A 25,763-nucleotide genomic window follows, 5' to 3' on the forward strand; every position below is an offset into this window, starting at 1 on the left:
GTGCATGTTCATCCCTTTGCACCGGCCGACGATGGCAATGTCCGAGGTCACCCCCTTGGGCAGTGTCTTGGTAAGAAGAATGCGCATGACACGATCAAGCGTGGAGACAATACATGAGCCAATATGGGCCGTTGAAGTTGCACGTCCCGGAGCCTACAGGGCGCCCGGGTTGCAAGACCGATTTTTCCTACCTGCACCTGTCGCCGCCCGGCGATGTGCCCAAACCACCCATTGATGTTGCCGCGGTCGATACCGGCGGACTGGCCTACAGCCTGGTCCGGGTGATCGCGGACGACGGCAGCGCCGTCGGACCGTGGGCGCCGGAACTCAGCCATGAGCAGCTGCGCGCCGGCATGCGCAACATGCTGAAGACGCGTCTGTTCGATGCGCGCATGCTGACCGCCCAGCGCAAGAAGAAGATCTCGTTCTACATGCAGAGCCTGGGCGAAGAGGCCATCGGCACGGCCCACGCCATGGCGCTGGAGCAGGGCGACATGTGCTTTCCGACCTACCGCCAGCAGAGCATCCTGCTGGCGCGCGACGCCTCGCTGGTCACCATGATGTGCCAGCTGATGTCCAACGAACGCGATCCGCTCAAGGGGCGCCAACTGCCGGTCATGTATTCCGACCGCGAACGGGGCTTCTTCAGCATCTCCGGCAACCTGGCCACGCAATTCATCCAGGCGGTGGGCTGGGGCATGGCCTCGGCCATCAAGGGCGACACCCGCATCGCTTCCGGCTGGATCGGCGACGGCGCCACCGCCGAGGCCGACTTCCACACCGCACTGACCTTCGCCCACGTCTACCGCGCGCCGGTCATCCTGAACGTGGTCAACAACCAGTGGGCCATCTCCACCTTCCAGGCCATCGCCGGCGGCGAAGGCGCGACCTTCGCGGGCCGCGGCGTGGGCTGCGGCATCGCCTCGCTGCGGGTGGACGGCAACGATTTTCTGGCGGTCTACTCCGCCTCGCGCTGGGCCGCCGAACGCGCCCGCAGCAATCTGGGGCCGACCCTGATCGAATGGGTGACCTACCGCGCCGGGCCGCACTCGACGTCCGACGATCCCTCCAAGTACCGTCCCGGCGACGATTGGAGCCACTTCCCGCTGGGCGATCCGATCGCGCGTTTCAAGAAGCACCTGATCCTGCTGGGCATCTGGTCCGATGAAGAGCATGAAGCCGTCAAGGCCGAGCTCGACGCCGAGATCCTGGCGGCGCAGAAGGAAGCGGAAAGCTACGGCACCCTGGTGGACGGCCACGTCCCCAGCGCCGCCAGCATCTTTGAAGACGTGTACAAGGACATGCCGGAGCATCTGCGCCGGCAGCGTCAGCAGCTCGGAGTCTGATCATGGCTATCGATAACAACGCTGGTCCGGCCTCCGCGCCGATGACCATGATCCAGGCTTTGCGCTCGGCCATGGATGTGATGCTGGAGCGCGACAACAACGTGGTGGTGTTCGGGCAGGACGTCGGCTATTTCGGCGGCGTGTTCCGCTGCACCGAAGGCCTGCAGGCCAAGTACGGCAGCTCGCGCGTGTTCGACACGCCCATCTCCGAAGGCGGCATCGTCGGCGTGGCGGTGGGCATGGGCGCCTACGGCTTGCGCCCCGTCTGCGAGATCCAGTTCGCCGACTATTTCTATCCCGCTTCGGACCAGATCGTGTCCGAGGCCGCGCGCCTGCGCTACCGCTCGGTCAACGAATTCGTCGCGCCCATGACCATCCGCATGCCTTGCGGCGGCGGCATCTACGGCGGCCAGACGCACAGCCAGAGCCCCGAGGCCATGTTCACGCAAGTCTGCGGGCTGCGCACGGTGATGCCGTCCAATCCGTACGATGCCAAGGGCCTGCTGATCGCGTCCATCGAGAACGACGACCCGGTCATCTTCCTGGAGCCCAAGCGGCTCTACAACGGCCCGTTCGATGGTCACCATGACCGGCCCGTCACGCCCTGGACCGGGCGGCCGGGCAGCGTGGTGCCCACCGGCTACTACACCGTGCCGCTGGACTCGGCCGCCATCGTGCGGCCCGGCAACGCGCTGACCGTGCTGACCTACGGCACCACCGTGCACGTGTCGCTGACGGCCGCCGAGGAAACCGGCATCGACGCCGAGATCATCGACCTGCGCAGCCTGTGGCCGCTGGACCTGGACGCCATCGTCAACTCGGTCAAGAAGACCGGCCGCTGCGTGGTGGTGCACGAAGCCACGCGCACCTGCGGCTTCGGCGCCGAGCTGATCGCGCTGGTGCAGGAACACTGCTTCCATCATCTGGAGGCGCCCGTGGAACGCGTGACCGGCTGGGATACGCCGTATCCCCACGCGCAGGAATGGGCGTACTTCCCCGGCCCGCGCCGGGTCGGCGAAGCGTTCAAGCGCGCGATGGAGGGTTGAGAGATGGGTATTCATGTCATCAAGATGCCCGACATCGGCGAAGGCATCGCGGAAGTGGAACTGGTCGCCTGGCACGTGAAGATCGGCGACATGGTGGCCGAGGACCAGCCCCTGGCCGACGTCATGACGGACAAGGCCACGGTCGAGATTCCCGCGCCGGTGGTCGGCCGCGTGGTCGCGCTGGGCGGGGACGTGGGCCAGGTCATGGCGGTGGGCGGCGAGCTGATCCGCCTGGAAGTCGAAGGCGAGGGCAACCTGAAGCCCGGCGCCGATGCGCCGCCGGCCAAGGCGGCTGCGGCTCCCGCGGCGGCACAACCTGCCGCCGCAGCGCCTGCGCCGCAGCCCGCGCCTGCGCCGAAGGCAGAGGCCGCCGCGCTCGCGAAGCCGGCCGCGCCGCCAGCCGCGCCGGCCAAGCCCGCGCGCCAGGCGACCGCCGCCGTCGCGCGCCAGCCCGGCGACAAGCCGCTGGCGTCGCCCGCGGTGCGCAAGCGCGCCTGGGACCTGGGCGTCGAACTGCGCTACGTGCACGGCAGCGGCCCGGCCGGCCGCATCCTGCACGAAGACCTGGACGCCTACCTGCAAGGGCAGGGCGGGGGCGCCCAAGCCCGCGGCGGCGTGGCCTACGCCGAGCGCAACGACGAGGAAAACGTGCCGGTCATCGGCCTGCGCCGCAAGATCGCGCAGAAGATGGCGGAGTCCAAACGCCGCATTCCGCACTTCAGCTACGTCGAGGAAATCGACGTGACCGAACTGGAAGAGTTGCGCGCCAGCCTCAACCAGAAGTGGGGCGCGACGCGAGGCAAGCTCACGCTATTGCCGCTGCTGGCGCGCGCCATGGTGGTGGCGCTGCGCGATTTTCCGCAGATCAACGCGCGCTACGACGACGAGGGCGGCGTGGTCACGCGCTACGGCGGGGTCCACATCGGCATCGCCACGCAGAGCGACGGCGGCCTGATGGTGCCGGTCATGCGCCACGCCGAGGCGCGCGACCTCTGGTCCATGGCGGCCGAGATCGTCCGCCTGGCCGAGGCGGTGCGCACGGGCAGCGCCAGCCGCGACGAGCTGTCGGGGTCGACCATCACCATTACCAGCCTGGGGCCTTTGGGCGGCATCGTCACCACGCCGGTGATCAACCATCCCGAGGTCGGCATCGTGGGCGTGAACCGCATCGTCGAGCGGCCCGCTATCCGCAATGGCGCCGTGGTGGCGCGCAAGCTGATGAACCTGTCGTCGTCCTTCGACCACCGCGTGGTGGACGGCATGGACGCGGCGCGCTTCATCCAGGCGGTGCGCGCGCTGCTGGAACAACCCGCGCTGCTTTTCGTGGAGTAAGCATGAGCCAGATCACTAAGACTACGACTTTGCTGGTGATCGGCGGCGGCCCCGGCGGCTACGTCGCCGCCATCCGCGCCGGCCAGCTGGGCGTGCCGACCATCCTGGTCGAAGGCGCCCAGCTGGGCGGCACCTGCCTGAACATCGGCTGCATCCCCTCCAAGGCGCTGATCCACGCGGCCGAGGAATTCGACAAGGCGCGCCACTACGCGGGCAAGTCGGCGCTGGGCATTTCCGTGTCGGCGCCCGCCATCGACCTGGCCCAGACCGTGGCCTGGAAGGACGGCATCGTCGGCAAGCTGACCGGCGGCGTGGCCGCGTTGCTGAAGAAGAACGGCGTGGAAGTGGTGCGCGGCTGGGCCCGGTTGCTGGACGGCAAGACCGTGGAAGTGGAAGGCGGCGAGTCCGGCGTCATCCGCATCCAGTGCGAACATCTGCTGCTGGCGGCGGGATCCGAACCGACGCCGCTGCCGTCCATGCCTTTCGGCGGCATGGTGGTGTCGTCCACCGAAGCCTTGTCGCCTGCCAGCATCCCCAGGCAATTGGTGGTGGTGGGCGGCGGCTACATCGGCCTGGAACTCGGCACCGTGTACCGCAAGCTGGGCGCCGAAGTGGCCGTGGTGGAAGCGCAGGACCGCATCCTGCCGACCTACGACGCCGAACTTACCAAGCCGGTGGCGGCGGCGCTAGGCAAAATGGGCGTGGACCTGCACCTGGGCCGCAAGGTGCTGGGCCTGAACGGCGCCGGCAATGCGGTGCGCGTGCAGGACGCGGCGGGCGTCGAAACCCTGCTGCCGGCCGACCGCGTGCTGATCGCGGTGGGACGGCGTCCGCGCACGCAGGATTGGGGGCTGGAAAGCCTGCAGCTGGACCGCAAGGGCAACGCGCTGCGCATCGACGACCAGTGCCGCACCTCCATGCGCGACGTCTGGGCCATCGGCGACATCGCTGGCGAACCCATGTTGGCGCACCGCGCCATGGCGCAGGGCGAGATGGTGGCCGAGCTGGTTTCGGGCAAGCGCCGCCATTTCCAGCCTGCCTCCATCCCGGCGGTCTGCTTCACCGACCCCGAGGTCGTGGTGGCGGGCCTGTCGCCCGCGGAGGCGGAAAGCGCGGGGCTGGACTGCCTGACGGCGTCCTTCCCGTTCGCCGCCAACGGCCGCTCGATGACGCTGGAATCCACCGACGGCTTCGTGCGCGTGGTCGCGCGCCGCGACAACCACCTGATCGTGGGCTGGCAGGCAGTGGGACGCGGCGTGTCCGAGCTGTCGACGGCCTTCGGCCAGTCGCTGGAAATGGGCGCCACGCTGGAAGACGTGGCGGGCACCATTCACGCGCATCCGACGCTGGGCGAAGCGGTGCAGGAAGCGGCGCTCAAGGCGCTGGGCCACGCGCTGCACATCTAGGCGCAATGGAACGCCGCGCTTGCGCGGCGTTCCAACGCAAGCCCGGACAAGTGCCTAGCGAGGGGTTACGGCTTGCGCCAATGCGGCGCTGAATCCTTCCACCGCAGGATTGCCTTGGTCGCGCAACGCCGCCAGCACCACCTGGGCCGTGGCTCCCGCCACAGCGCGCAAAGGCAGGAAGCGCAATGAATCCGAGCGCATGCGGGACAATGATTGGGGTACCAGTGCAGGGCCGACGCCGGCTTCCACCAGCGTCAGCAAAGTCGGAATGACGCTTTCCTGCGCAATTTCCGGCTTCAGCTGCGCGCGCGCGTACAGCGCCTGGATCATGCTGCGGAAGTACGGCGAGACGTCCTGGCGGTAACCCACCAAGGGATATTCCAGCAGTTCTTCCAGCGAAACATCACGCTGATGCGCCAGCGCATGATCATGGCGCAGCGCCACGCGCAGGGGCTCTTCGTAGATGACGCGGGTCACGATATCCGCATCCAGCGGATGCGGTCGCATCAGCGCCACATCGACGGCGCGCGACCGCAGCGCCGGCTCCATGTCGACGGAATTCATTTCGCGCAGATCGATGCGGACTTCCGGGTGTGCATCGCGGTAATGGCTGAGCGCCGACACCAGCGGCGAGCTTGCCGCGCTGGGCGTGATGCCTATCACCAGCGACCCGGTCTCGCCGCGGGCCGTGCGCCGCGCCTGCCGCAGCATCAGCTGGGTGTCGGCTGCGATCTTGCGCGCTCGTTCATACATGATTTCGCCAGCAGGCGTCAGCTTTACCGAGCGCGTGGTGCGTACGAACAGCGGCACGCCGACGATCGCTTCCAGCCGCTTGATCTGCTGCGTGAGGGGCGGTTGGGTCATGAACAGGCGCGCCGCCGCTCGCGCGAAGTGCAGTTCTTCCGCCAGCGTGCAGAACAGGACCAGCAAGCGACCGTCCAGGAAGATTAATTCGGATTTCGACATAATCAGGGCGAAATTACATATTGGACATAGATTAGTCGAGTTCCTAAGATGCCGCATCGCTACACACCGCCGGCATTCCGGATTCGCACATGTCCCTCGCTTCCATTCCTGCCTCAGTCGCCGCCATCGCTCAAAGCGTGAGGGAAGGCGAGGTGGCGGCGTTCGCGGCGGCGCGCCAGAGCCTGGCGGCCATTGCGCGGCAAGACCCGGCAATCCGCGCCTGGAGCCATGTGCTGCCCGCCGCGGCGCTGGAGCAGATGGACCCGGCGCGGCACGCCGCTGGCGCGCTGGCCGGCGTGCCTATCGGCATCAAGGATGTGATCGACGTAGCGGACATGCCCACAGGTTTCGGCGCGCCAGGCTTGATTACCGGCAAGGCGGCGTTCGACGCCTGCAGCGTCGGCATGCTGCGGGCGGTCGGCGCGATCCCCGTGGGCAAGACCGTGACCGCCGAGTTCGCGTTCAGGACACCGGGCCCCACCCGCAATCCCCATGCCCTGGCGCATACGCCCGGCGGCTCCTCCAGCGGCTCCGCCGCCGCGGTGGCGGCCGGCATGGTGCCGGCCGCGTTGGGCACGCAGACGGGGGGCTCCATGATCCGTCCGGCGGCCTATTGCGGCGTTGTCGGGTTCAAACCCAGCGCTGGCCGAGTGTTCCGGGACGGCATGAAGCTCACTTGCGAATCGTTGGACACCATAGGCTGGTACGCGAACAGCGTGGCGGACGCCCAGCTCATCGCGGACGTGCTCGTGGGCGGCGCGCATGCGCCCGTACCGTCCGGTCGCCAACTGACCGTCGCGGTGCAATTGAACAATCCGAAAGCCGGATTGTGTGTCGAGAGCCGTGCCGAGATCGATCGCGCCCTTGCGGTGCTGGCCGCGCATGGCGTGCAGTGCGTGGCCGTGCAAGCCGAACGCGAGACGGCGCTTTTGCTCCAGGCGCACGATGTGATCATGCACTACGAGTTCGCACGCAGTCTGGCGCCGGTAGTGGAGCGCCAAGGCCATGCCCTGAGCGCCGTCTTGCGCCAGGCGGTGACGCGTGGCCTGGCCATCGGGGCAGGGGAGTACCACGAGATGCTTGGGATGCAGGCAGCGCTGCGCCAGGGCTGGGGCGCGCTCTATGGCGGCGCCGACTTGGTGCTTACGCCCAGCACGCCGGGGCCGGCGCCCCTTGGGCTGGAGCACACCGGCGACGCTTCATACAACAAGATCTGGTCGGTGCTGGGGTGGCCATGCCTGCACCTGCCGACCGGATTCAGCCGCGCGGGACTGCCCATGGGCATGCAATTGGTCGGCGATCTGGGCAAGGACCTGGCCTTGCTCGCCATCGGCCGGGATTTACATCATCTGCTGAAACAGCAAGGGGAATGAAATGGGATTCAAGAAACTGAGGCAGGGCGTGCTGGCCCTGTGCGCCGCCGCAGCGGTGACAGGATTGGGGCAGGCCCACGCCGCCTTTCCCGACCGTCCGATCAATGTCGTCGTGCCCACGGCGGCCGGCGGCACGGTGGATATCGTTGCGCGCATCATGGCGGAAAAACTCGGCGCCGAGCTGGGACAGCCCGTGGTTGTCATCAACAAGCCTGGCGCCGGCGGCGTCGTCGGCACGCAGGCGTTCCTGCGCGAGCCGCAGGATGGCTACACCGTGCTGTTCACGGCGAACAGCAATCAGCTGATCGTGCCTTGGGTCTACAAAGATGCGAAGTTCGATCCGATCAAGGACTTCGCGCCGATCGCCGCGGTGGGCGAAGTGCCCAACGTGCTGTGCGTGAACCCGGCCTTTCCCGCGAAGGACATGAAGGAGTTCATGGCCTTGATCAAGGCCCACCCGGAAAAGTACCAGTACGCCTCGGCCGGCGCGGGGACCTTGAACCATCTGCTGGGCGTCATGCTGGACCAGATGGGCGGGCTGCGCATGCAGCACATTCCTTATCGCGGCGTGTCGCCGGCCATGGCGGATGTGATGGGCAATCAGGTGCCGATGCTGTTCGCCAGCCTGCCCTCGGCGGTGGAAGGCATCAAGGCCGGCAAGCTGCGCGCGCTGGGCGTCAGCAGCGAAAAGCGCAACGCCTTGCTGCCCGATGTTCCTGCCATCAACGAAGCCATACCAGGATTCCGCGGCGACCTGTGGGTAGCGTTCTATGGCGCAAAGGAGGCGCCCCGCGCGACTATCGAGACCTTGCATCAGGCCATCCGCAAAGTCCTGGCCGACCAGGCGCTGCAACAGAAGTTCGACCAGCTGGGGGTCACCATGATGCATGACGGGCCGGCCGAGCTGGCGGCGCGCCAGCAGGCCGAGTTCATGCAGTGGAAGCAGGTCGTGCAGGCCTCGGGAGCGAGTCCGGATTAAGGCCTAACGGCTGCCGTCGATGTACGGCCGGGCCTGCAGGATCAGGATGTCGTCACCCTGCACGGCCCATTCGATATCCTGGTCCGCGCCGCCCAGGCGCTGCTTGACCTGGCTGCCCACAGCAGCCAGGCGCGCCACCAGGGCATCGTTCAACACCTGGCGCGCGCCCTCGATCGGCACTTCGCGCACGCCGCCCGCGGCGTCCGCCACCAGTTGGGTGTCTTCGGCGGAGCGCGTCAGCACCTGCACCGCCTTGGACCAGCTGGAGTACATCAGCTGTTCGGCCTGCCGCTTGCCTTCCACCACCTTGATGCCCAGGCCGCGCTTGGCCGAGATGTAGGTGACGTAGCGGCGCGAGGCGTCGAAGGGATCGCGGGTGATCATGACGCCCGAGCTGTCCGATGCCGCCGCCTGTTGCACCAGCACCGCCATCACCACGCCGTCCTGGCCGATGCCGGCCGCGCGCCGGGCTTCGTACGCTTCGTAGTTGTAGACCGAGGCCCACACGGTCTGCACGGCTTGCGCCAGCGCGTCGGCCTGTGTCACGTTGGGCACGGTGGTGTAGAGCCCCGCGCCGCTGAATCCCGGCAGGTCCTCGGAATTGGACGAGCTGCGCACGAATACGCCGCGGCCCTGCAACTGCTTTTGCCAGCGTTCGCGCCAGGCGGCGGCCAAGGCCGGATCCGGTTGGGCCTGGATGATGTCCTGGCGCAGCGCGGCCAGTTCGGCGCGGCGCACGTTGGCATCGTTGGCGAAGTCCGCCCGCTGCTCCAGCGCGGCCATGCGCTGCGGCACGCCCAGCTGCGCCATGAAGGCCGCGTACTGCGCGAAGGGGATGCAGAAGCCGTCCGGCACGGTGGCCGCGGGCGGCAGCGTGGACTTCAGCGCGCCCAGGTTGGCCGCCTTCACGCCGCAATGGCGGCTGTCGCGCGTGACCATGCCGGAGAGCGGCTTGATCGCCTTGACCGTCAGGTCGGGCTTGGGCAGCGGCAGGGCGGCCCTGGGCGGCGGGGCTTCAGGCTTGGCGATGCGTTGCACCTGATAGCCGCTGCTGGTGACGGTCAGCTCGACCCATTGGCCGTCGTGCTCGCGCAGTGCGGCGACGGCATCGCGCACATAGGCGTTGGGAATGCGCCAGCCCTTTGCCAGCAGATTGACGTGGGACAGCAGGGTGGAGGGGCGCTGCGTGACCAGGCCGGCCACGGGCGGCAGCGCCACCGGAACCTCGTCCAGCACCAGGATGTCGGTCGGCGCCAGGTCCGGCGTGTCGTCCACCGAAGCCACGATGCGCAGCCGGCCTTGCGCCTGGCCGGTGTTCAGCGGCAGGAAGGTCTGTTCGCGCAGCAGCGATTCCTGCGTCACGGGCTTCAGGCCAGAATTCTGCGCGACCTGTTCGTGCAGCGTGGAATTGGCCTTGAAGCGCACGGGTTCGTAGAAGCTGGCCTGCAGTTTTTCCTCGGTCAGCTTCAACAGCTCCGGGGTGAGCCGGTCGCCTTCCCAGAATTCATAGGTGTAGCCGGGCAGGTCGCGCTGCCAACTGAGCGTGCCGAACAGCAGGCGCCGCTGCGGCTCCTTGTACTGCGCGATCAGCGTGGCCTTGTCGTTGGCGGGCAAGAGGCGACGTTCACGCGCGAAGTTCTCGTGCAGCGTGTAGCGCGGTGTATTGACGTAGTAGATCTTGCCGCCCTGTTTCCGGTCGATCACGAACAGCACGTGGGGGATCTCCAACGGCGTGCCGGGGTTGTAGACCCGGGCAAGCTGCTGGAATTCGGCCTGGGTCTGGATTTTCCCCAGGAAGGCGGGGCCGGTTTTCCTGGCGTCTTCCGCCTGCTGCGCCGCGCGCTCGTCGGCGGTCAACGGCCGCGAGTTTTCATAGGGCGAAGGCTTGCGGGCGGTTTGCGACTGGACGGGCGGGCCAAAGCTGGCCGCCGCCGCGCCCAGCGCGGCCAGGACGATCAGGCGGGTCAGGTGGCAGGACGAAAGGCGGCGGGCGGAAGATGGACTCATGAACGGGCGGGCGGGGCGCAGGGAGCCGCGATGATATCGGAGTGCCGCCGGCGTTTGTTTCTGGATGTGGCCAACTATGCGTTGACGTTGCTGCGGGGCGCAAAATACCCAATTTCAGTGATGTGCCTGGGGCCAGGAATGGCGTCTAATTCCGCCCAGGCTTGATCGCGCCCGCCGGCGCCGCGAGAAACCGGCCATCTCCGTACGAGAGGATGGAGACGGTTTTTCCGCAAGGTCTTTTTTAAGGAGCAGCTATCGCTGCTCTTTTTTTTCGCCTGCTCGGGAAATTCCCTAGCTGCTGAGGGCGTGCCGCCCGTTGACAGCGGCCTGCAGTGACTCGATACTCGAATCCAGTACGTATACGTACAAAATAATGGGCCTCGCAGCATCGGTCGACATCGGGTTCCCACTGCTCTCGCAAAGGAGTAAGCAATGAAGGACGGCGAAATTCTTTCCGGATTCCTGGCTCCCCATCCGCCGCACCTGGTGTACGGCGAGAACCCGCCGCAGAACGAGCCGCGCTCGCGCGGCGGCTGGGAAACCTTGCGCTGGGCCTACGATCATGTGCGCGAGAGCATCGAACGCCTGCGGCCCGATGTGCTGCTGGTGCATTCGCCGCACTGGATCACGCAGGTGGGCCACCATTTCCTGGGCGTGCCGCGCCTGGCGGGCCGCTCGGTGGACCCGATCTTTCCCGACCTGTTCCGCTACGACTTCGGCATGGACGTGGACGTAGAACTGGCCGAAGCCTGCTGCGAGGAAGGCCGCAAGCTGGGCCTGGTCACCAAGATGATGCGCAACCCGAAGTTCAGGGTGGACTACGGCACCATCACCACGCTGCACATGGTGCGGCCGCAATGGGACATTCCGGTGGTGGGGCTGTCGGCGAACAACACGCCGTACTACCTCAACACCAAAGAGGGGCTCAAGGAAATGGACCTGCTGGGCCGGGCCACGCGCGAAGCCATACGCAAGAGCGGGCGGCGCGCGGTACTGCTGGCCAGCAATACGCTGTCGCACTGGCATTTTCATGAACAGCCCGAGGTGCCCGAGGACATGTCCAAGGAGCATCCAGCGCGCTACGACGGCTATCTGTGGGACATCCGCATGATCGAGCTGATGCGCAAGGGCAGGATGGGCGAGGTGTTCGAGCTGCTGCCGCAGTTCATCGACGAAGCCTTCGCTGAAGTGAAATCCGGCGCCTTCACCTGGATGCACGCGGCCATGGGCTATCCGCAGCTGGCGGGCAAGTTCCACGGCTACGGCACCGTGATCGGCACCGGTAACGCGGTGATGGAATGGAATCTTCAGGAGGCCGGGCTGTCCCGCCTCGAAGCATCCGCCGGTGCGACCGCCTAGCCCTCGAAGGACACATGCCATGACCCTCGTTTCCGCATTTCTCGTTCCCGGCAGCCCGCTGCCGCAATTGCGCAGCGACGTGGCGCCCTGGGGGCGGCTGAACCAGGCGCTGCGCGCGGCCGGCAAGTCGCTGGCGGCTTCCCGGCCCGACGTGGTGCTGGTGTATTCGACCCAGTGGATGGCAGTGCTGGACCAGCTATGGATCACCCGCGCGCGCAGCACTGGCGTGCACGTGGATGAGAACTGGCACGAGTATGGCGAGCTGCCCTTCGACATCGCCAGCGATACGGTTCTGGCCGAAGCCTGTGTGCAGGGCTGCCGCGATGCCGGCATCCATGCGCGCGGCGTGGACTACGACCACTTTCCCATCGACACGGGCACCATCACGGTCAGCACGTTGATGGGCTTCGGCACCGATCAGCTACCGGTGACGCTGGCGGCCAACAACCTCTACCACGACCACGCGCAGACGGAGCAGCTCAGCCGCATCGCCCTGCAGGCGGCCGCGCTCCAGAACAAGCGGGCAGCGGTCATCGGCATAGGCGGACTGTCCAACACCATGTTCCGCGAGCCGGTGGCGCCGGACTCGGATTGTGTGATCTCGCCGGCCGACGACGAGTGGAACCGCCGCATGTTGGCGTTGCTGGAAGGCGGCGATGCCGGACAACTGCGTGAACTCATGCCCGAGTACGCCGGGCAGGCCAAGGCGGAGATGGGCTTCAAGCACATGTCCTGGCTGCTGGGCGCGTTGGGCGGGCAGTTCCGCGGCGCCAAGGTGCTGGAATATGCGCCGCTGTATGGCAGCGGCGGGGCGGTGGTGGAATTCAAGGTGGGTTGAGGGCGCGCCGGGGCGCGGCGGGATCCAGGCTGCCCCTACCAGGACGGCATCGACCTTCGTCGTCAGGCAGTCCCCGTCAACGCCACCGGTATTTCCCTGGCCCCCGCCGTCCGGCGCCACTGCGCCGGCCCCGACACATGCAGGTTGCCGCCTTCGGCGTCCACCGCCACGGTCACGGGCATGTCCTGGACTTCGAACTCATGGATCGCTTCCATGCCCAGGTCCTCGAAGGCGACCACGCGTGCGCTGCGGATGGCGCGGGACACGAGATAGGCGGCGCCGCCCACGGCGATCAGGTAGGCCGCCCGGTGGCGCCGGATCGCCTCGACCGCCTGCGGACCGCGCTCCGCCTTGCCTATCATCGCCAGCAGTCCCGTGCGCTCCAGCATCATGCCGGTGTAGCCGTCCATGCGCGTCGACGTGGTGGGGCCGGCGGGTCCGACGGCTTCGTCGCGCACGGCGTCCACCGGCCCTACGTAGTAGATGGCGCGGCCGCGGAAGTCGGCCGGCAATGGTTCGCCGCGCGCCAGCATTTCACGGATGCGCTGGTGCGCGGCATCGCGTCCGGTCAGCATGCGGCCGTTGAGCAACAGGGTTTCGCCCGCGCGCCAGGATGCGACTTCCTCGCGGGTAAGCGTGTCCAGGTTCACGCGCCGGCCGGCGCTGGATCCGCGCGCGGCTCCCAGGTCGGGCCACAGGTCCAGCGACGGCGGGGCCAGGTGCGCGGGGCCGGAACCGTCCAGCACGAAGCGGGCATGGCGCGTGGCCGCGCAATTGGGGATCAGCGCGACGGGCTTGGCGGCGGCGTGCGTGGGGTAGGTCTTGATCTTCACGTCCAGCACGGTCGTGAGGCCGCCCAGGCCCTGCGCGCCCACGCCCAGCGCGTTGATGCGTTCGTGCAGTTCCAGCCGCAGCGCGTCCTCGGGCGCCAGCGCGTCGCCGCGCCGAGCCCGCGCCTGCAGTTCATGCATGTCCAGCGGCTGCATCAGGCTTTCCTTGGCCAGCAGCACCGCCTTTTCGGCCGTGCCGCCCACGCCTATGCCCAGCATGCCGGGCGGACACCAGCCGGCGCCCATGGCGGGTATCTGCGCCAGCACCCAGTCGACGATGCTGTCGGCCGGGTTCAGCATGGCCAGCCGCGCCTTGTTTTCCGAGCCGCCGCCCTTGGCCGCGACCGTGACGGCCACGCTGGCGCCCGGCACGATGCGCGTGCTGATGACGGCGGGCGTGTTGTCGCGGGTGTTGCCGCGGCCGAACAGCGGGTCGGCCACCACCGAGGCCCGCAACGGATTGTCCGGGTCCAGGTAGGCGCGCCGCACGCCGGCGTTGACGGCGTCTTCCAGGCTGGCGGTAAAGCCCTCCCAGCGCACGTCCATGCCGACTTCCAGGAAGACGTTGACGATGCCGGTGTCCTGGCAGATCGGCCGGCGGCCGATGGCGGCCATGCGCGAGCTGGCCAGGATCTGCGCCATGGCGTCGCGCGCCGGCGCGCTGGCCTCACATTCGTAGGCGCGGGCCAGGTGCGCGATGTAATCGGCCGGATGGTAGTGGCTGATGTACTGCAGCGCGCTGGCGATGGATTCGATCAGGTCGTCCTGGCGGATGAAGGTGCTCATGGCATGCGTGGGTAGGTGGCTTCAGCAGAGGATCAAGTTCAGTCGGCGTGCAGCGTGACGCCGGGCCGGTCCTTGACCAGGCTCACGGCCACGAAGGACACCAAGGCCATGGCGATGACGTAGACACCCACATGCCAGGACTGTCCGGTGGCGGTGATGATGGACTGCGCGATCATCGCGGCGAAGGCGCCGCCCAGGATGGAGCCCAGCGCGTAGCCCGCCGACACGCCCGAGTAGCGCACGTCGGCCGGGAACATCTCGGCGTACAGCGCGGCCTGCGGACCATAGGTCAGGCCCAGCGGCACCGACAGCACGGCCAGGGCGAAGGCGAACTGCATGACGTCGCCGGAGTCGACGAAGGACCACATCGGCACCGCCCACAGCGCCAGCAGCACGTAGCCGAGCTGGAAGGTGCGCACGCGGCCGATGCGGTCGCCGAGCCAGCCGCCCAGCAGCGTGGTGCCCAGCCAGCAGGCCGCGGCCAGCGTGCAGATCATCAGCACCTGCTGCGGCGGCATGCGCAGCGCCCGGCTGCCGTAGCTGATGAAGAAGCCGACCAGCAGGTAGCCGGCCGTGCTGTTGCCCACGAAGATCAGCGTGGTCAGCAGGATCTGGCGCGGATGCTTGCGCAACAGCGTGCCCAGCGGCGCAGAGGAATGGCTGCGGCGCGACTGCATCTCCAGGAACACGGGGGATTCCTCGACCGCGCGGCGGATGAAGACGCCGACGACGATGAGCGCGATGGACAGCAGGAAGGACACGCGCCAGCCCCAGGCCATGAAATTGTCGGGGCCGACCAGGGAGGTAATGCACCACAGCACGCCGGTGGCGACGATCATGCCCAGCGGCACGCCGATCTGCGGAAAGGCGCCGAACAGCGAACGCCGGTCGCGGGGCGCGTGCTCGACCGCCATGAGGGCCGCGCCGCCCCATTCGCCGCCGGCGGAGAAGCCTTGCAGCACGCGCAGCGTCACCAGCATCACCGGCGCCCAGATGCCGATCTGCGCATAGGTGGGCAGCACGCCGATCAGCGCGGTGGACACGCCCATCAGGATCAGCGTGGCCGCCAGCACCCGCTTGCGGCCGTAGCGGTCGCCCAGATGGCCGCAGACGATGGCGCCCAGCGGCCGGAACAGGAAGGCCACGCCCACTGTCGCGAACGACAGGATCAGCGACAGTTCCGGGTTCTCCTTGGCGAAAGGCGCGAAGAACAGCGAGCCCAGCACCAGGCCGGCCGCCTGGACGTAGATGAAATAGTCGTACCACTCGATGGCCGAGCCGACCAGCGTGGCGGCCAGCACCTTGCGGTCGTCGGCGCTGACCAGCGGGCCGGACGCGGAACGGCCGGGGGCTGCGACGGCGGCGCCGTCAGCGGGAATTTCTGTCTGCATGATTGTCTCCGTGGGGGGAATGCGGCGGTTCAGCTTCTTATTCGGGGGTGTTGCCTAGGCCGCCGCGCTCTGCGGCGCGTCGGGTTGGTTTTCCGGACGGGCCGCTTCGAACGCGGGCAGCCCGGCGCAGGCCTGGACGATGGCGCGGATCCGCTCGAAGGGCGTCAGGTCCGCGCCGTAGCGCAAGGCGTTGTAGACCTGCGGGATCAGGTAGCACTCGACCAGCGTGGGCGCGGCGCCCAGCGCGTAGCGGCCGTCCTGCGCCGCGGGCAGCGCCGCCTCGAAGGCCTGGAAGCCTTCGGCGCACCAGTGGCGGTACCAGTCCTGGATCTGTTCGTCATCCGCGCCGAACTGGGCGCGCAGGCGCTTGAGCGCACGCAGGTTGTTGAGCGGATGCATTTCGCAGGCGATCAATTGCGCCAGTGCGCGGGCTTGCGCGCGCAGCGCCGGATCGGCCGGCAGCAGCGGCGCGCCGGGATGGCGCTCGTCCAGGTACTCGATGATGGCCAGCGACTGCTGCAGGCGCAGGCCGTCGATTTCCAGCATGGGCACCAGGCCGAAGGGCGCCAGCGATCGGTAGGCGGGCTGCTGGTGTTCGCCCTTGACCATGTGCCAGGTGACCTGCCGGTAAGGCAGGCCCTTCAAGGCCAGGGCGATGCGGACCCGGTAGGCCGCGGAACTGCGCCAGTAGCTGTGCAGGGTGAGGGCAGGCGTATCGGCCATGGCGGTCTCCGGTCAGGCGGCGGCAGTTTCGGGCGTACCGGCCGATACGGCGCCAGGCATTGGGCGCGTGCCGGGAATGCGCACCTGCTGGTCGATGTCGCCGAACAGGCTTGCGCCCGCGTCGTCGTGCATGCCGATGCGCACCCGGTCGCCGTGCTTGAGGAAGGGCGTGCGCATTTCGCCGTCGCGCAGCTTTTCCCGCACGCGCGCCTCGACCAGGCAGCACACTCCGGCGGCGTCGCTGGCATTCGAAATGGTGCCGCTGCCCACCAGGGTGCCGGCGCCCAGGCGGCGCGTGCGGGCCGCGTGCGCGATCAGTTCGCCGAAATGGAATTGCATTTCCTCGCCCGCCTGGGGCTGGCCGATCTGCCGGCCGTTTAGCCACACCTGCATGGCGCGGTGCAGCTTGCCGCCGCGCCAGTAGGGCGCGAGCTCGTCGGGCGTGACCAGCACGGGCGACAGCGCCGATGCGGGCTTGCCCTGCAGGAAGCCGAAGCCCTTGGACAGCTCGGGCAGCACCACGTTGCGCAGGGTCACGTCGTTGACCAGGCCCAGCAGCACGACGTGTTCGAGCGCCGCGTCCGGGTCCACGCCCAGCGGCACGTCGTCGGTCACGACCACGATCTCCGCCTCCAGGTCCACGCCCAGTTCCTCGCTGGCGGCGGTGATGTCTTCGCAGGGGCCCATGAAGTCATCCGAGGCGCCCTGGTACATCAGCGGATCGGTCAGGAACGAAGGCGGCATCTCGCCGCCGCGGGCGCGGCGCGTCAGCTCCACGTGGTTCAGGTAGGCCGACGCGTCCAGCCATTGGTAGGCGCGCGGCAGGGGCGCGGCGCAGCGGGCAGGGTCGAAGGGCTGGCTGGCGCCCTCGCTGGCGTTCAGCGCTTCGTATTCGGCCTGCAGCAGCGGCGCGGCGCGGGCCCAGTCGTCCAGCGCCTGCTGCAAGGTGGCGGCGATGTGCGGCACGGTGCGCATGCGGGTCAGGTTGCGGTCGACGACGGCCAGGGCGCCGTCGCGGGCGCCGTTGGTCAGGGTGGCGAGTTTCATCTTCAGGTGCTCCGTATCGGAAAGGCAGGCCCGCGGCGGGGCCTCGTCGTGCGGGGATCAGGCGGTGAGTTCCGCCCACATGTCGCGGTCGCGCTGGGCGGTCCAGACGCGCGGATCGGCGATACCGCTGGCCTCGTCATAAGCGCGCGAAACGTCGAAGGGAATGGCGTGTTCGTAGATGACGACATGACCGAACTCGGGGTCCATCACGCGGCGCGTGTCTTCATAGACCTGCTTCAGGCTCTTGCCTTGCTCCACGCCCTGGCGGGCGCAGCCGTACAGCGTTTCGACCCAGCTGCGCGTGTAGCCGATGGCCTCGCGGCAGGCGGCGGGCGTGGTCAGGGCGGGACCGCGGCCCGGCACCATCTGGCGCGGTTGCAGCGCTTGCAACGCGTCCAGCGTGGCGGGCCAGTCCGACAGGTAGGCATCGCCCGTGTACACGCCCGCGTTGAATTCCACCAGGTCGCCGGAGAAACAGATGCCCTGCGACGGAATCCAGACGATGGAGTCGCCCCGGGTGTGGCCGGCGCCCAGGTGCAGCATGCGCACTTCGAGGCTGCCCAGGAAAACGGTCAGCTCGCGCTCGAACACCACGGTGGGCCAGGTCAGCCCGGGGATGGTCTCGGCGGACTGGAACAGCCGCGGGAAGCGGCCGATCTCCGAATCCATGTCGGCCTGGCCGCGTTCGACGATGAGCTCATGCGTGCCGCGGCTGGCGTACACGTTGGCCGCGCCCTCGGCCACGAAGGCGGACGCGCCCAGTACGCGCACGGCGTGGTAGTGCGTCAGCGCCACGTGGCGGATGGGCTTGTCGGTGACGCCGCGGATGGCGCGGATCAGCGCCTGCGCCATGGCCGGGGTGGCGGTCGCGTCGACCACCATCACGCTGTCGTCGCCGATGATCACGCCCGAGTTGGGGTCGCCGTCGGCCACGTAGGCGTAGGCGTTGTCGGACAGGCGCTCGAAGGAGATCTTCTTTTCCGCCAGGTCGGCCTGGGAGGCGAAGGGTTTGCTCATGGTGTTCCTTTGATGAATGGAAAGTGGGCGTTTCAGCTGGCGTGGGCCTGGCCGCGCTGCTGGCTGCTGGTGCCGGTGGCGCCGGGCATCAGCCCGGCGGCCTTGTCGCGGGTCCAGGCAGCCAGGTCGTCATGGGCGCTGCGGCGCTTGCGAGCCACGTAGTCGTCCACGGGTAGGCGCAGGGTCAGTTCGAGCCGGATGCCGTTGGGGTCGAAGAAATAGATCGAGCGGATGAAGTGGTGGTCGGTCGGCCCCACCACGTCGACGCCGTGGGACAGCAGCCGCTGGCGCATCCGTTCCAGCTCGGCTTCGCCGCCGATTTCCATGGCGAAGTGGTTGACCCAGCGCGGCGTGGCGGGATCGGGCTGGCTCTGTCCGTTGTCGCCCAGGTCGAAGAAGGCGATGTGCGAGCCGTCGGCGAATTCGAAGAACAGGTGCACGAAGGGGCAGTGTTCGCCGGTGGAGGGCACGCGTTCTTCCTTGACCACGTGCACCAGCGGCAGGCCGAGGATGTCTTCGTAGAAATGCCGGGTTTCCTCCGCGTCGCGGCAGCGCCAGGCGAAGTGATGCAGGCCCTGGATGGCGGGGCAGGCGGGGGGGGGTTGCAGCGTCATGGCGCCGTCTCCGTGGTTCATGGAATGTTCAAGGCGGGCGAACCGGGTTGGCTCGCCAGCATCTCGTCGACCGCCGCCTGCACCCGGGCCGCGTCGTCCACGGCTTCGATGAGCAGCAGCGACAGCCGGGCCAGGCTGTCGCGCTGGGCCGCGGGGTCGGGCACGTTGGTCAGCGCAATGAGGCGCTCGAGCAGGTCGTCAAGCTGTTGCTGGGATAGCGGCATGGCTGGCGCCTCCGGTTGAGCGGTAGAGGCCGCGGGCCTCGGATAGGGGTTCGGTACAGGCGCCGGGGGCATCCAGCGCCGCGCTGATCCAGGCCTGCACGGCCTCGGGATCGCGCGTCTCGGGCGTGGCGGCGGCCATGACATGCTGGTCGGGGCGCAGCAGCCAGGCCTGGCCGTCCAGCGTCTGGCCGAGCTGGTGCGCCAGGGCGGCGCGTCCGCGCTCATCGCAAAGCGGGCCGACGGCGATCCAGCGCAGCAGGCCGTCGCCGTCCTCCGCGCCGGCGGGCAGGGCATCGCCGAACACCAGCACGGTGAACCAGGGGCCGAGCAGCCCATGCAGGGTCAGGCCGTCGCTTTGCCGCAGCACCACGTTGGGCAGCGCGCGCCCGGCCAGGGCGTGCGCGCCGCGCGCCAATGCCGACGCCGGATAGACGGCCGGCATGCACAGGCGGCCGGTGTTGATCATGCGGGCGGCGGTGGCGTGGCGCGGCGCCAGGTCGATGATGGCGTCGCGCCACAGCGCGGCCGAGCGGGCCGCGCCCGGGTAGACGAAGCGCGAGGAGCGGCGCGCCTGGCGGATGTTCTCCATCGCCGCGTGCTTGCGCTCCACGCTGTAGGTGTCCAGCAGTGAGTCGCCCGCGCGGCCTTGCAGCAGCAGGGCCAGCTTCCAGCCCAGGTTGTCGGCGTCCTGGATGCCGCCGTTGCCGCCGCGCGCGCCGAACGGCGCGACCAGGTGGGCCGAGTCGCCCGCGAACAGCACGCGGCCGTGGCGCAGGCTGTCCAGGCATTCATGGCGGTAGGCCCAGACGCCGTGCCAGGCGATGTCGAATTCCACGCGTTCGCCCAGCAGGTCCCAGACGCGCTGACGCATGGCCGCGTCGGTGGCCGCCTCGGCCGGGTCTTCGTCCGCGCGCAGCTGGAAATCCAGCCGCCAGGTGTCGTCGGCCATCTTGTGGCGCCAGACCGCGCGGCCATGGTTGCTGCGCGCGTCCAGCCAGGTCCAGCGTTCCTCCGGCCAGGTGGTGTCGCGCAGCACGATGTCGATGATGATCCAGCGGTCCTCGGTCTGGTCGTACACCCGCGGGCTGAGGCCCAGCATGCCGCGCACCGCGCTCTTGGCGCCGTCGCAGGCGACGACCCATTGCGCGCGGCACGGGTAGGCGCCATCGGGCGTCTCCACCTGCAGCGTCGCCGGGCCGTCCGCTTGCGGTTCGATGCCGGCGACGCGGTTCAGCCAGCGCAGCTCGGCCAGCGGCTCGCGCATCAGCGCGTCCACCAGGAAGGCTTCCAGGTAGTACTGCTGCAGGTTGACGAAGCCGTTGTGGCGCATGTCGGGCTGGTCCTGCAGCGTGAAGGACGCCACCGCCATGTCGCGGCACAGCACGCGGCCCACGTTCCAGCGCACGCCCTTGCCGACCACGTCGCCGGCCATGCCGAGCCGGTCGAAGATGTCCAGCGTGCGCTGCGCCCAGACCATGCCGCGCGAGGCCAGGCCGCGCACGCCGACGGTGTTGTCGTCGTCCAGCACGACTACGGGGATGCCCCGCCGCACCAGGTCCAGCGCCAGCGTCAGCCCGGTCAATCCGGCCCCCACGACCGCCACCGGATGCGGATCGCGGCGCGGGCGGTCCATTTCCTCGGGCCTGACGTATGGATAGATGGGAAGCTCTTTCATCGTTTTCCCTAGTTCGATGTGGTTTGTTGCAGGCCCCACTCTAGGAGCGCCGCGCGGGCCCGTCATGTCCTCACGGAAGAGGACATCGCGGCGGCGGGGGATGACCTTAGAATCGGGAAAACACGCGCAAGCGGGGGAAAACGACACCATGGAAGAGACAAACAACCCTATGCCCGCGGGCGGGGGGCCGGACCGTTGGGCCGAGTCCGCCGTCATGGACCTGGGCGGTCCGATGTTCCATGCCGCGCTGCTGCTGGCACTGCGCGAAACCGTGGCCGCCGACCACGTGTCGCACGTGTTCTACGGCCAGGAAGGCTCGGTGCAGTATTCGTCCGCGGCCAGCCTGCTGAACCAGTCCCTGATCGAATGGACCACCAACGTATTCGTGGACAACGAGTTCTACCGGCGCGACCCCAACTACGGCCTGCTGCGCGACATGGCCTGCCGGCCCGGCCATCATCCCGACCTGGTCGTCCAGACCGCGTCGCCCGAACGCATCGCGGATGACGAGTACCGCCGCCTGCTGTTCGAGCGCCCGGGCTTCGCCAGCAAGATCTCGCTCATCGGCTGCCGCGACGAGGGCATCAGCTACCTGAACCTGTATTTCTCGCACGCCCATTCGCCGAACGTGGCCGAGCTGATGCGCGGGCGCGCGCCCTTGCTGATCGCGCTGGCGCGGCGCCATCACCAGTTGTGCCGCGTGCAAGCGGACGCGCCGCGCGTGCCGTCCTGGTGCAGCGGACTGTCGCTGCGCGAGATCCAGGTGGCGGACCTGCTGCGCCAGGGCCATACCGCGAAGGAAGTGGGGCGCGAGCTGGGCCTGTCGCCCACCACCGTGGTCACCTACAAGAACCGCATCTTCAAGAAGAACAACGTGGCCAGCCTGAAGGAGTTCCTGATCAAGGCGCCGGCCGCATGCGCCGTGCCGGCCTGTATGCCGGAGGCGGGCAGGCGCTGAGCAACGCGCCTGCGTTCGGGGTTGCAGCCGCTGCTGCCGGGTTTCCAGCCTCCGGGCGCCCGGTGGCCGCTCGCGCGATTCGGGATCAGACCTTGCGGATGGCCGCAGACGGGCGACGGCAGGAACCGCCAGGGCCGCCAGCAGCGCCACGGCCCCGGCGATATAGCCCACGCTGCCCAGCCCCCATTGCGCGATCGCCCATCCGCCCAGCATGGCGCCGGCGCCAATGCCGGCATTGGCTGCCGACACGTTCAGCGTCCCCGCCATGGCCTGGGCTTGCGGCGCGACCTGCATCACGCGCACCTGGCACACCGGATACAGGGCCGTGTTGGCGATGCTCCAGGCAGCCAGCGCCGGCAGCAGCCCGGCTGGCGTCGACGCCAGCGGCATGGCGGCCATCATGCCCAGGCCCAGCAGCAGGGTGAATGCCAGGGTCGCGGCCAGCGGATTGCGGTCGGCCGCCAGTCCGCCCAGCCAGTTGCCCGCCAGGCCCGCCGCGCCAAACCCCATCAGCCACCAACCCACCTGCGCCGGCGGCACGCCGGCGATACGTTCCAGCGCATCGGCGAGATAGGTGTAGGCAGTGAACATCGCGGTGAACACCGCGACGGACAGGGCGATGTGGGCCAGCATGCGAGGGTCGCGCAGTATCCGCGCCTGCTCGCGCAGGCCCGCGCGCGGCGGGCGCGGCAAGGCCGGCATGCAGGCCCACATCAAGGCGGCCAGCGCCAGGGACAGCGCTGCCAGTCCCCAGAAACTGCCGCGCCAGCCTATGGATGCGGCCGCCAGGGTGCCTAGCGGAATGCCGAACAGCAGCGCGGCGGAAATGCCCAGGTAGACGCGCGCCACCGCCTGTCCGGCACGGCGGGGGCCGGCCAGTTGCGCCGCGGCTTCGCTGGCCGTGCCCCAGAACACCGGCAGGGCCAGCGCGGGTATGAAGCGCGCCACTGCCAGCACCCAGATGTTGGGCGCGGCAGCGGCCAGCGCATTGGCGGCGGCGAAGACCAGCAGGATCGCGACGAACAGGCGCTTGCGCTCCACGTGCGATAGCGCCGCCGTCAGCAAGGGCCCCGACAGCATCACGGTGAATGCGAACAGGGTTACAAGCTGGCCCGCGGCGGATACGGAGATGGACAGGTCGCGGGCCAGTTCGGGCAGCAGTCCCACGATCAGGAACTCCGTGGAAACGATGACGAAGGCCGCGACGGCGAGGATGGCGATGGAAAGCGTGGCGGAGCGGGCGGGGACAGATGGCGATGCCAGGGAGGTTTCGAGCATGGATGGGTTCAAGAGCAAGACGGTCTTGAACGATATTGGAGATAGAATTTCTTATCTCAGGTATTTATTCCATAAATTAAGGAATCTAATTCCTTAATAATCGCCGCCATGATCCCGTCCGAACGCCTGAAAGGCATCGAAGCTTTCGTCACCACCGCGGACGCGGGCAGCTTCACCGCCGCCGCTGACCGGCTCCACCTCACCGCGTCGGCGGTGGGCAAGAGCGTCGCGCGGCTGGAAGCCCGCCTGCGCACCCGCCTGTTCGAACGCAGCACCCGCCGCCTGGCGCTGACGGATGCGGGCAGCGCCTACTACCGCACCTGCGTGCGCGTACTGGCCGAATTGCAGGACGCCGAAGCGGTGCTGGCGGCGCAGCGCCAGGAACCGGCCGGCCGCCTGCGCCTGGACCTGCCCGCGACCTTCGGCCGCAGGGTCGCGCTGCCGCTGCTGTTGCAGTTCGCCAAGCGCCATCCGTTGTTGCGGGCGCAAGTGTCGTTCACGGACCGTCATGTGGATCTGGCCGCCGAAGGCATAGACGTGGCCGTGCGCATCGGCGGGCCGCAGCAGTGGGCGCCCGGCCTGGGCCATCGTTACCTGGGCTCGGAACGCGTGATTTTCTGCGCTTCGCCGCAATACCTGGCGCAACGCGGCCCGCCGCTCACCGCCGACGACCTGGCGCAGCATGACGCGGTGGCCTACGGCCGCGCGGACGGGGAGCCCCCGGTGTGGCGCATCGCGCAGGACGCCGGACCCGCCAGCCTGCGGCCGATCGACGGCGTGATGTTGCTGGACAGCGCCGAAGCCCAGGTCGACGCCGTCGCCGCCGGCTTCGGCATCGCGCAACTGGCGACCTGGCTGGCGGCCGACGCCTTGCGCGATGGGCGGGTGGTCGAAGTGCTGCCGCAATTGGCCACCGAAGGCCTGCCGTTGCACCTGGCGTGGCCGCTGGGCAAGCAGTTGTTGCCCAAGGTGAATGCGGTGGTGGAAATGCTGGGGGAGTCGCTCAGTATCGTGTAGCGGGCGGCCAATGGACCGTATGCACAGGCGGTCTGGCGCTCAAATGAAAATCGGCCCCGATCAATCGGGGCCGATAGTCCTGCATCGGAAAACCAGGCTTACTCCGCCGTATCCTGCAGCACGCGCTTGGCTTCCTCGGCCACGCGCTCCGGGGCGGTGCCGCCCACGTGCTTGCGGGCCGCGACCGAGCCTTCCAGGGTCAGGACCTGGTGCACGTCGTCGCCGATGCTGGCGTGGTACGCCTTGAGTTCGTCCAGCGACAGGTCGGCCAGGTCGCAGCCGCGCTGTTCGCAGTCGCGCACGGCGTGGGCCACGACTTCGTGGGCGTCGCGGAACGGCACGCCGCGCTTGACCAGGTAGTCGGCCAGGTCGGTGGCGGTGGCAAAGCCTTGCAAGGCGGCTGCGCGCATGTTGTCGGCCTTGACCTTGATGCCGCCGGCCATGTCCGCAAAGATCGTCAGCGTGTCGCGCACGGTGTCGACGGTGTCGAACAGGCCTTCCTTGTCTTCCTGGTTGTCCTTGTTGTAGGCCAGGGGCTGGCCCTTCATCAGGGTCAGCAGGGCGACCAGGTGGCCGTTGACGCGGCCCGTCTTGCCGCGGGCCAGCTCGGGCACGTCGGGGTTCTTTTTCTGCGGCATGATCGAACTGCCGGTGCAGAAGCGGTCGGCCAGGTCGATGAAGCCCACGCGCGGGCTCATCCAGAGCACCAGCTCTTCGGACAGGCGCGAGACGTGCGTCATGATCAGCGCGCCGGCGGCGCAGAATTCGATGGCGAAGTCGCGGTCGGACACGGCGTCCAGCGAATTGCGGCACACGCCGTCAAAGCCCAGGGTCTTGGCGACGCGCTCGCGGTCGATCGGGTAGGACGTGCCGGCCAGGGCGGCGGCGCCCAGCGGCAGGCGGTTCACGCGGCGGCGGCAGTCGGCCAGGCGCTCGGCGTCGCGGCCGAACATTTCGGCATAGGCCATCAGATGATGGCCAAAGGTGACGGGCTGGGCGACCTGCAGGTGCGTGAAGCCGGGCATGATGGTGCCGGCGTTGTCCAGCGCCACCGTGGCCAGGGCGTGGCGCAGCTGGCGCAGCAGGTCCAGCAGGTTGTCGATTTCGGCGCGCAGCCACAGGCGGATGTCGGTGGCGACCTGGTCGTTGCGCGAACGGCCGGTGTGCAGGCGCTTGCCCGCGTCGCCCACCAGTTCCACCAGGCGCTTTTCGATGTTCAGGTGCACGTCTTCGAGGTCGAGCAGCCATTGGAAGCTGCCGGCGTCGATTTCAGACAGGATCTGCGTCATGCCGCGCTGGATGTCGGCCAGGTCCTGGGCGCCGATGATGCCCTGGGCGGCCAGCATGTCCGCGTGCGCGAGCGAACCTTGAATGTCGTAGCGCGCCAGGCGCTTGTCGAAATCCACGGACGCCGTATAGCGCTTGACGAGTTCGGAAACCGGTTCCGAGAACCGGGCGGACCAGGCCTGCGCCTTGTTGGCGAACTGGTTTTGATCGGGGGAGGGAGTGTTTGCCATGATGGTCGGAATTATAGGGCCTGGCGCGGCAGGC

21 protein-coding genes and 1 pseudogene are annotated in these 25,763 nt (G+C 68.4%); 10 read left to right on the top strand and 12 right to left on the bottom strand.

All coding sequences use genetic code 11. The features are described 5' to 3' along the window. Window positions 1-113 precede the first annotated feature (113 nt). From ACM1PE_RS09255 to lpdA, 4 genes are read left to right on the top strand one after another with little or no spacing between them, the layout of a single operon-like run. Window positions 114-1,346 (top strand): 3-methyl-2-oxobutanoate dehydrogenase (2-methylpropanoyl-transferring) subunit alpha, encoded by a 1,233-nt coding sequence (locus ACM1PE_RS09255; RefSeq protein ID WP_059374291.1) that lies wholly within the window; start codon window positions 114-116, stop codon window positions 1,344-1,346. Between the two features lie 2 nt (window positions 1,347-1,348). Continuing rightward, window positions 1,349-2,392 (top strand): alpha-ketoacid dehydrogenase subunit beta, encoded by a 1,044-nt coding sequence (locus ACM1PE_RS09260; protein WP_059374292.1) that lies wholly within the window; start codon window positions 1,349-1,351, stop codon window positions 2,390-2,392. A 3-nt stretch (window positions 2,393-2,395) separates the two neighbouring features. Continuing rightward, entirely contained in the window at window positions 2,396-3,724 is a 1,329-nt protein-coding gene (locus ACM1PE_RS09265) for a dihydrolipoamide acetyltransferase family protein (protein ID WP_059374293.1), read from the top strand. 2 nt (window positions 3,725-3,726) lie between these two features. Continuing rightward, a complete protein-coding gene (lpdA, locus tag ACM1PE_RS09270; RefSeq protein ID WP_419343057.1) occupies window positions 3,727-5,130 on the top strand; it encodes a dihydrolipoyl dehydrogenase in 1,404 nt (467 codons plus the stop codon). 54 nt (window positions 5,131-5,184) lie between these two features. Here lpdA and ACM1PE_RS09275 read toward each other — a convergent pair whose 3' ends face one another. Continuing rightward, a complete protein-coding gene (locus ACM1PE_RS09275; RefSeq protein WP_059374295.1) occupies window positions 5,185-6,096 on the bottom strand; it encodes a LysR substrate-binding domain-containing protein in 912 nt (303 codons plus the stop codon). A gap of 89 nt (window positions 6,097-6,185) precedes the next feature. On the opposite strand from ACM1PE_RS09275, the gene ACM1PE_RS09280 reads away from it, so the two are divergent. Beyond that, window positions 6,186-7,469 carry an amidase gene (locus tag ACM1PE_RS09280; RefSeq protein ID WP_419343058.1) on the top strand — a complete coding sequence of 428 codons (1,284 nt, stop codon included), beginning with the start codon at window positions 6,186-6,188 and terminating at the stop codon, window positions 7,467-7,469. 1 nt (window position 7,470) lies between these two features. After that, complete coding sequence (locus tag ACM1PE_RS09285; RefSeq protein WP_251880617.1) at window positions 7,471-8,448, top strand: Bug family tripartite tricarboxylate transporter substrate binding protein; 978 nt, start codon at window positions 7,471-7,473, stop codon at window positions 8,446-8,448. Window positions 8,449-8,451: 3 nt separating this feature from the next. Here ACM1PE_RS09285 and ACM1PE_RS09290 read toward each other — a convergent pair whose 3' ends face one another. Beyond that, on the bottom strand, window positions 8,452-10,455 hold the full coding sequence (locus ACM1PE_RS09290) for a PEP/pyruvate-binding domain-containing protein (protein WP_419343059.1): 2,004 nt from the start codon (window positions 10,453-10,455) through the stop codon (window positions 8,452-8,454). 432 nt (window positions 10,456-10,887) lie between these two features. Between ACM1PE_RS09290 and cnbCb the strand changes: the two genes are divergently transcribed. Beyond that, window positions 10,888-11,814: a 2-aminophenol 1,6-dioxygenase subunit beta gene (cnbCb, locus tag ACM1PE_RS09295; protein ID WP_059374299.1), complete on the top strand. Its 927-nt coding sequence runs from the start codon at window positions 10,888-10,890 to the stop codon at window positions 11,812-11,814. Between the two features lie 19 nt (window positions 11,815-11,833). Beyond that, complete coding sequence (locus ACM1PE_RS09300) at window positions 11,834-12,652, top strand: tRNA U-34 5-methylaminomethyl-2-thiouridine biosynthesis protein (RefSeq protein WP_118934640.1); 819 nt, start codon at window positions 11,834-11,836, stop codon at window positions 12,650-12,652. A 62-nt stretch (window positions 12,653-12,714) separates the two neighbouring features. Here the strand turns inward: ACM1PE_RS09300 and ACM1PE_RS09305 are convergent, their stop codons facing one another. From ACM1PE_RS09305 to ACM1PE_RS09340, 8 genes are read right to left on the bottom strand one after another with little or no spacing between them, the layout of a single operon-like run. Further along, a complete protein-coding gene (locus tag ACM1PE_RS09305; RefSeq protein ID WP_419343060.1) occupies window positions 12,715-14,268 on the bottom strand; it encodes a fumarate hydratase in 1,554 nt (517 codons plus the stop codon). A gap of 38 nt (window positions 14,269-14,306) precedes the next feature. Continuing rightward, entirely contained in the window at window positions 14,307-15,659 is a 1,353-nt protein-coding gene (locus ACM1PE_RS09310) for an MFS transporter (protein ID WP_187524041.1), read from the bottom strand. A gap of 54 nt (window positions 15,660-15,713) precedes the next feature. Further along, a complete protein-coding gene (gene maiA / locus ACM1PE_RS09315; RefSeq protein ID WP_419343061.1) occupies window positions 15,714-16,382 on the bottom strand; it encodes a maleylacetoacetate isomerase in 669 nt (222 codons plus the stop codon). A gap of 12 nt (window positions 16,383-16,394) precedes the next feature. Further along, complete coding sequence (locus tag ACM1PE_RS09320; RefSeq protein WP_419343063.1) at window positions 16,395-17,429, bottom strand: fumarylacetoacetate hydrolase family protein; 1,035 nt, start codon at window positions 17,427-17,429, stop codon at window positions 16,395-16,397. A 57-nt stretch (window positions 17,430-17,486) separates the two neighbouring features. Continuing rightward, window positions 17,487-18,446, bottom strand: coding sequence for an MBL fold metallo-hydrolase (locus ACM1PE_RS09325; protein WP_419343064.1), 960 nt, complete (start codon window positions 18,444-18,446; stop codon window positions 17,487-17,489). Window positions 18,447-18,478: 32 nt separating this feature from the next. Then, window positions 18,479-19,060, bottom strand: coding sequence for a VOC family protein (locus tag ACM1PE_RS09330; RefSeq protein WP_419343066.1), 582 nt, complete (start codon window positions 19,058-19,060; stop codon window positions 18,479-18,481). Window positions 19,061-19,077: 17 nt separating this feature from the next. Continuing rightward, complete coding sequence (locus ACM1PE_RS09335) at window positions 19,078-19,284, bottom strand: hypothetical protein (protein ID WP_054456585.1); 207 nt, start codon at window positions 19,282-19,284, stop codon at window positions 19,078-19,080. After that, window positions 19,259-20,959 (bottom strand): FAD-dependent oxidoreductase, encoded by a 1,701-nt coding sequence (locus ACM1PE_RS09340; RefSeq protein WP_419343068.1) that lies wholly within the window; start codon window positions 20,957-20,959, stop codon window positions 19,259-19,261. Before ACM1PE_RS09340 ends, ACM1PE_RS09335 begins: the two co-directional genes overlap by 26 nt. A gap of 640 nt (window positions 20,960-21,599) precedes the next feature. Between ACM1PE_RS09340 and ACM1PE_RS09345 the strand changes: the two genes are divergently transcribed. Next, window positions 21,600-21,917: a response regulator transcription factor gene (locus tag ACM1PE_RS09345; RefSeq protein WP_419343825.1), complete on the top strand. Its 318-nt coding sequence runs from the start codon at window positions 21,600-21,602 to the stop codon at window positions 21,915-21,917. Between the two features lie 60 nt (window positions 21,918-21,977). Here ACM1PE_RS09345 and ACM1PE_RS09350 read toward each other — a convergent pair. Further along, a pseudogene (locus tag ACM1PE_RS09350) lies at window positions 21,978-23,195 on the bottom strand (MFS transporter); the annotation flags it as partial. 108 nt (window positions 23,196-23,303) lie between these two features. On the opposite strand from ACM1PE_RS09350, the gene ACM1PE_RS09355 reads away from it, so the two are divergent. After that, window positions 23,304-24,212: a LysR family transcriptional regulator gene (locus ACM1PE_RS09355; protein WP_419343070.1), complete on the top strand. Its 909-nt coding sequence runs from the start codon at window positions 23,304-23,306 to the stop codon at window positions 24,210-24,212. Window positions 24,213-24,310: 98 nt separating this feature from the next. On the opposite strand, the gene argH is transcribed toward ACM1PE_RS09355, so the two are convergent. Beyond that, window positions 24,311-25,729, bottom strand: coding sequence for an argininosuccinate lyase (gene argH / locus ACM1PE_RS09360; RefSeq protein ID WP_419343071.1), 1,419 nt, complete (start codon window positions 25,727-25,729; stop codon window positions 24,311-24,313). Between the last annotated feature and the right edge of the window lie 34 nt (window positions 25,730-25,763).

It is taken from the genome of Achromobacter sp. PD1 (assembly GCF_048541815.1).
In the GTDB taxonomy this organism is placed as follows: Bacteria; Pseudomonadota; Gammaproteobacteria; order Burkholderiales; family Burkholderiaceae_B; genus Achromobacter; species Achromobacter bronchisepticus_A.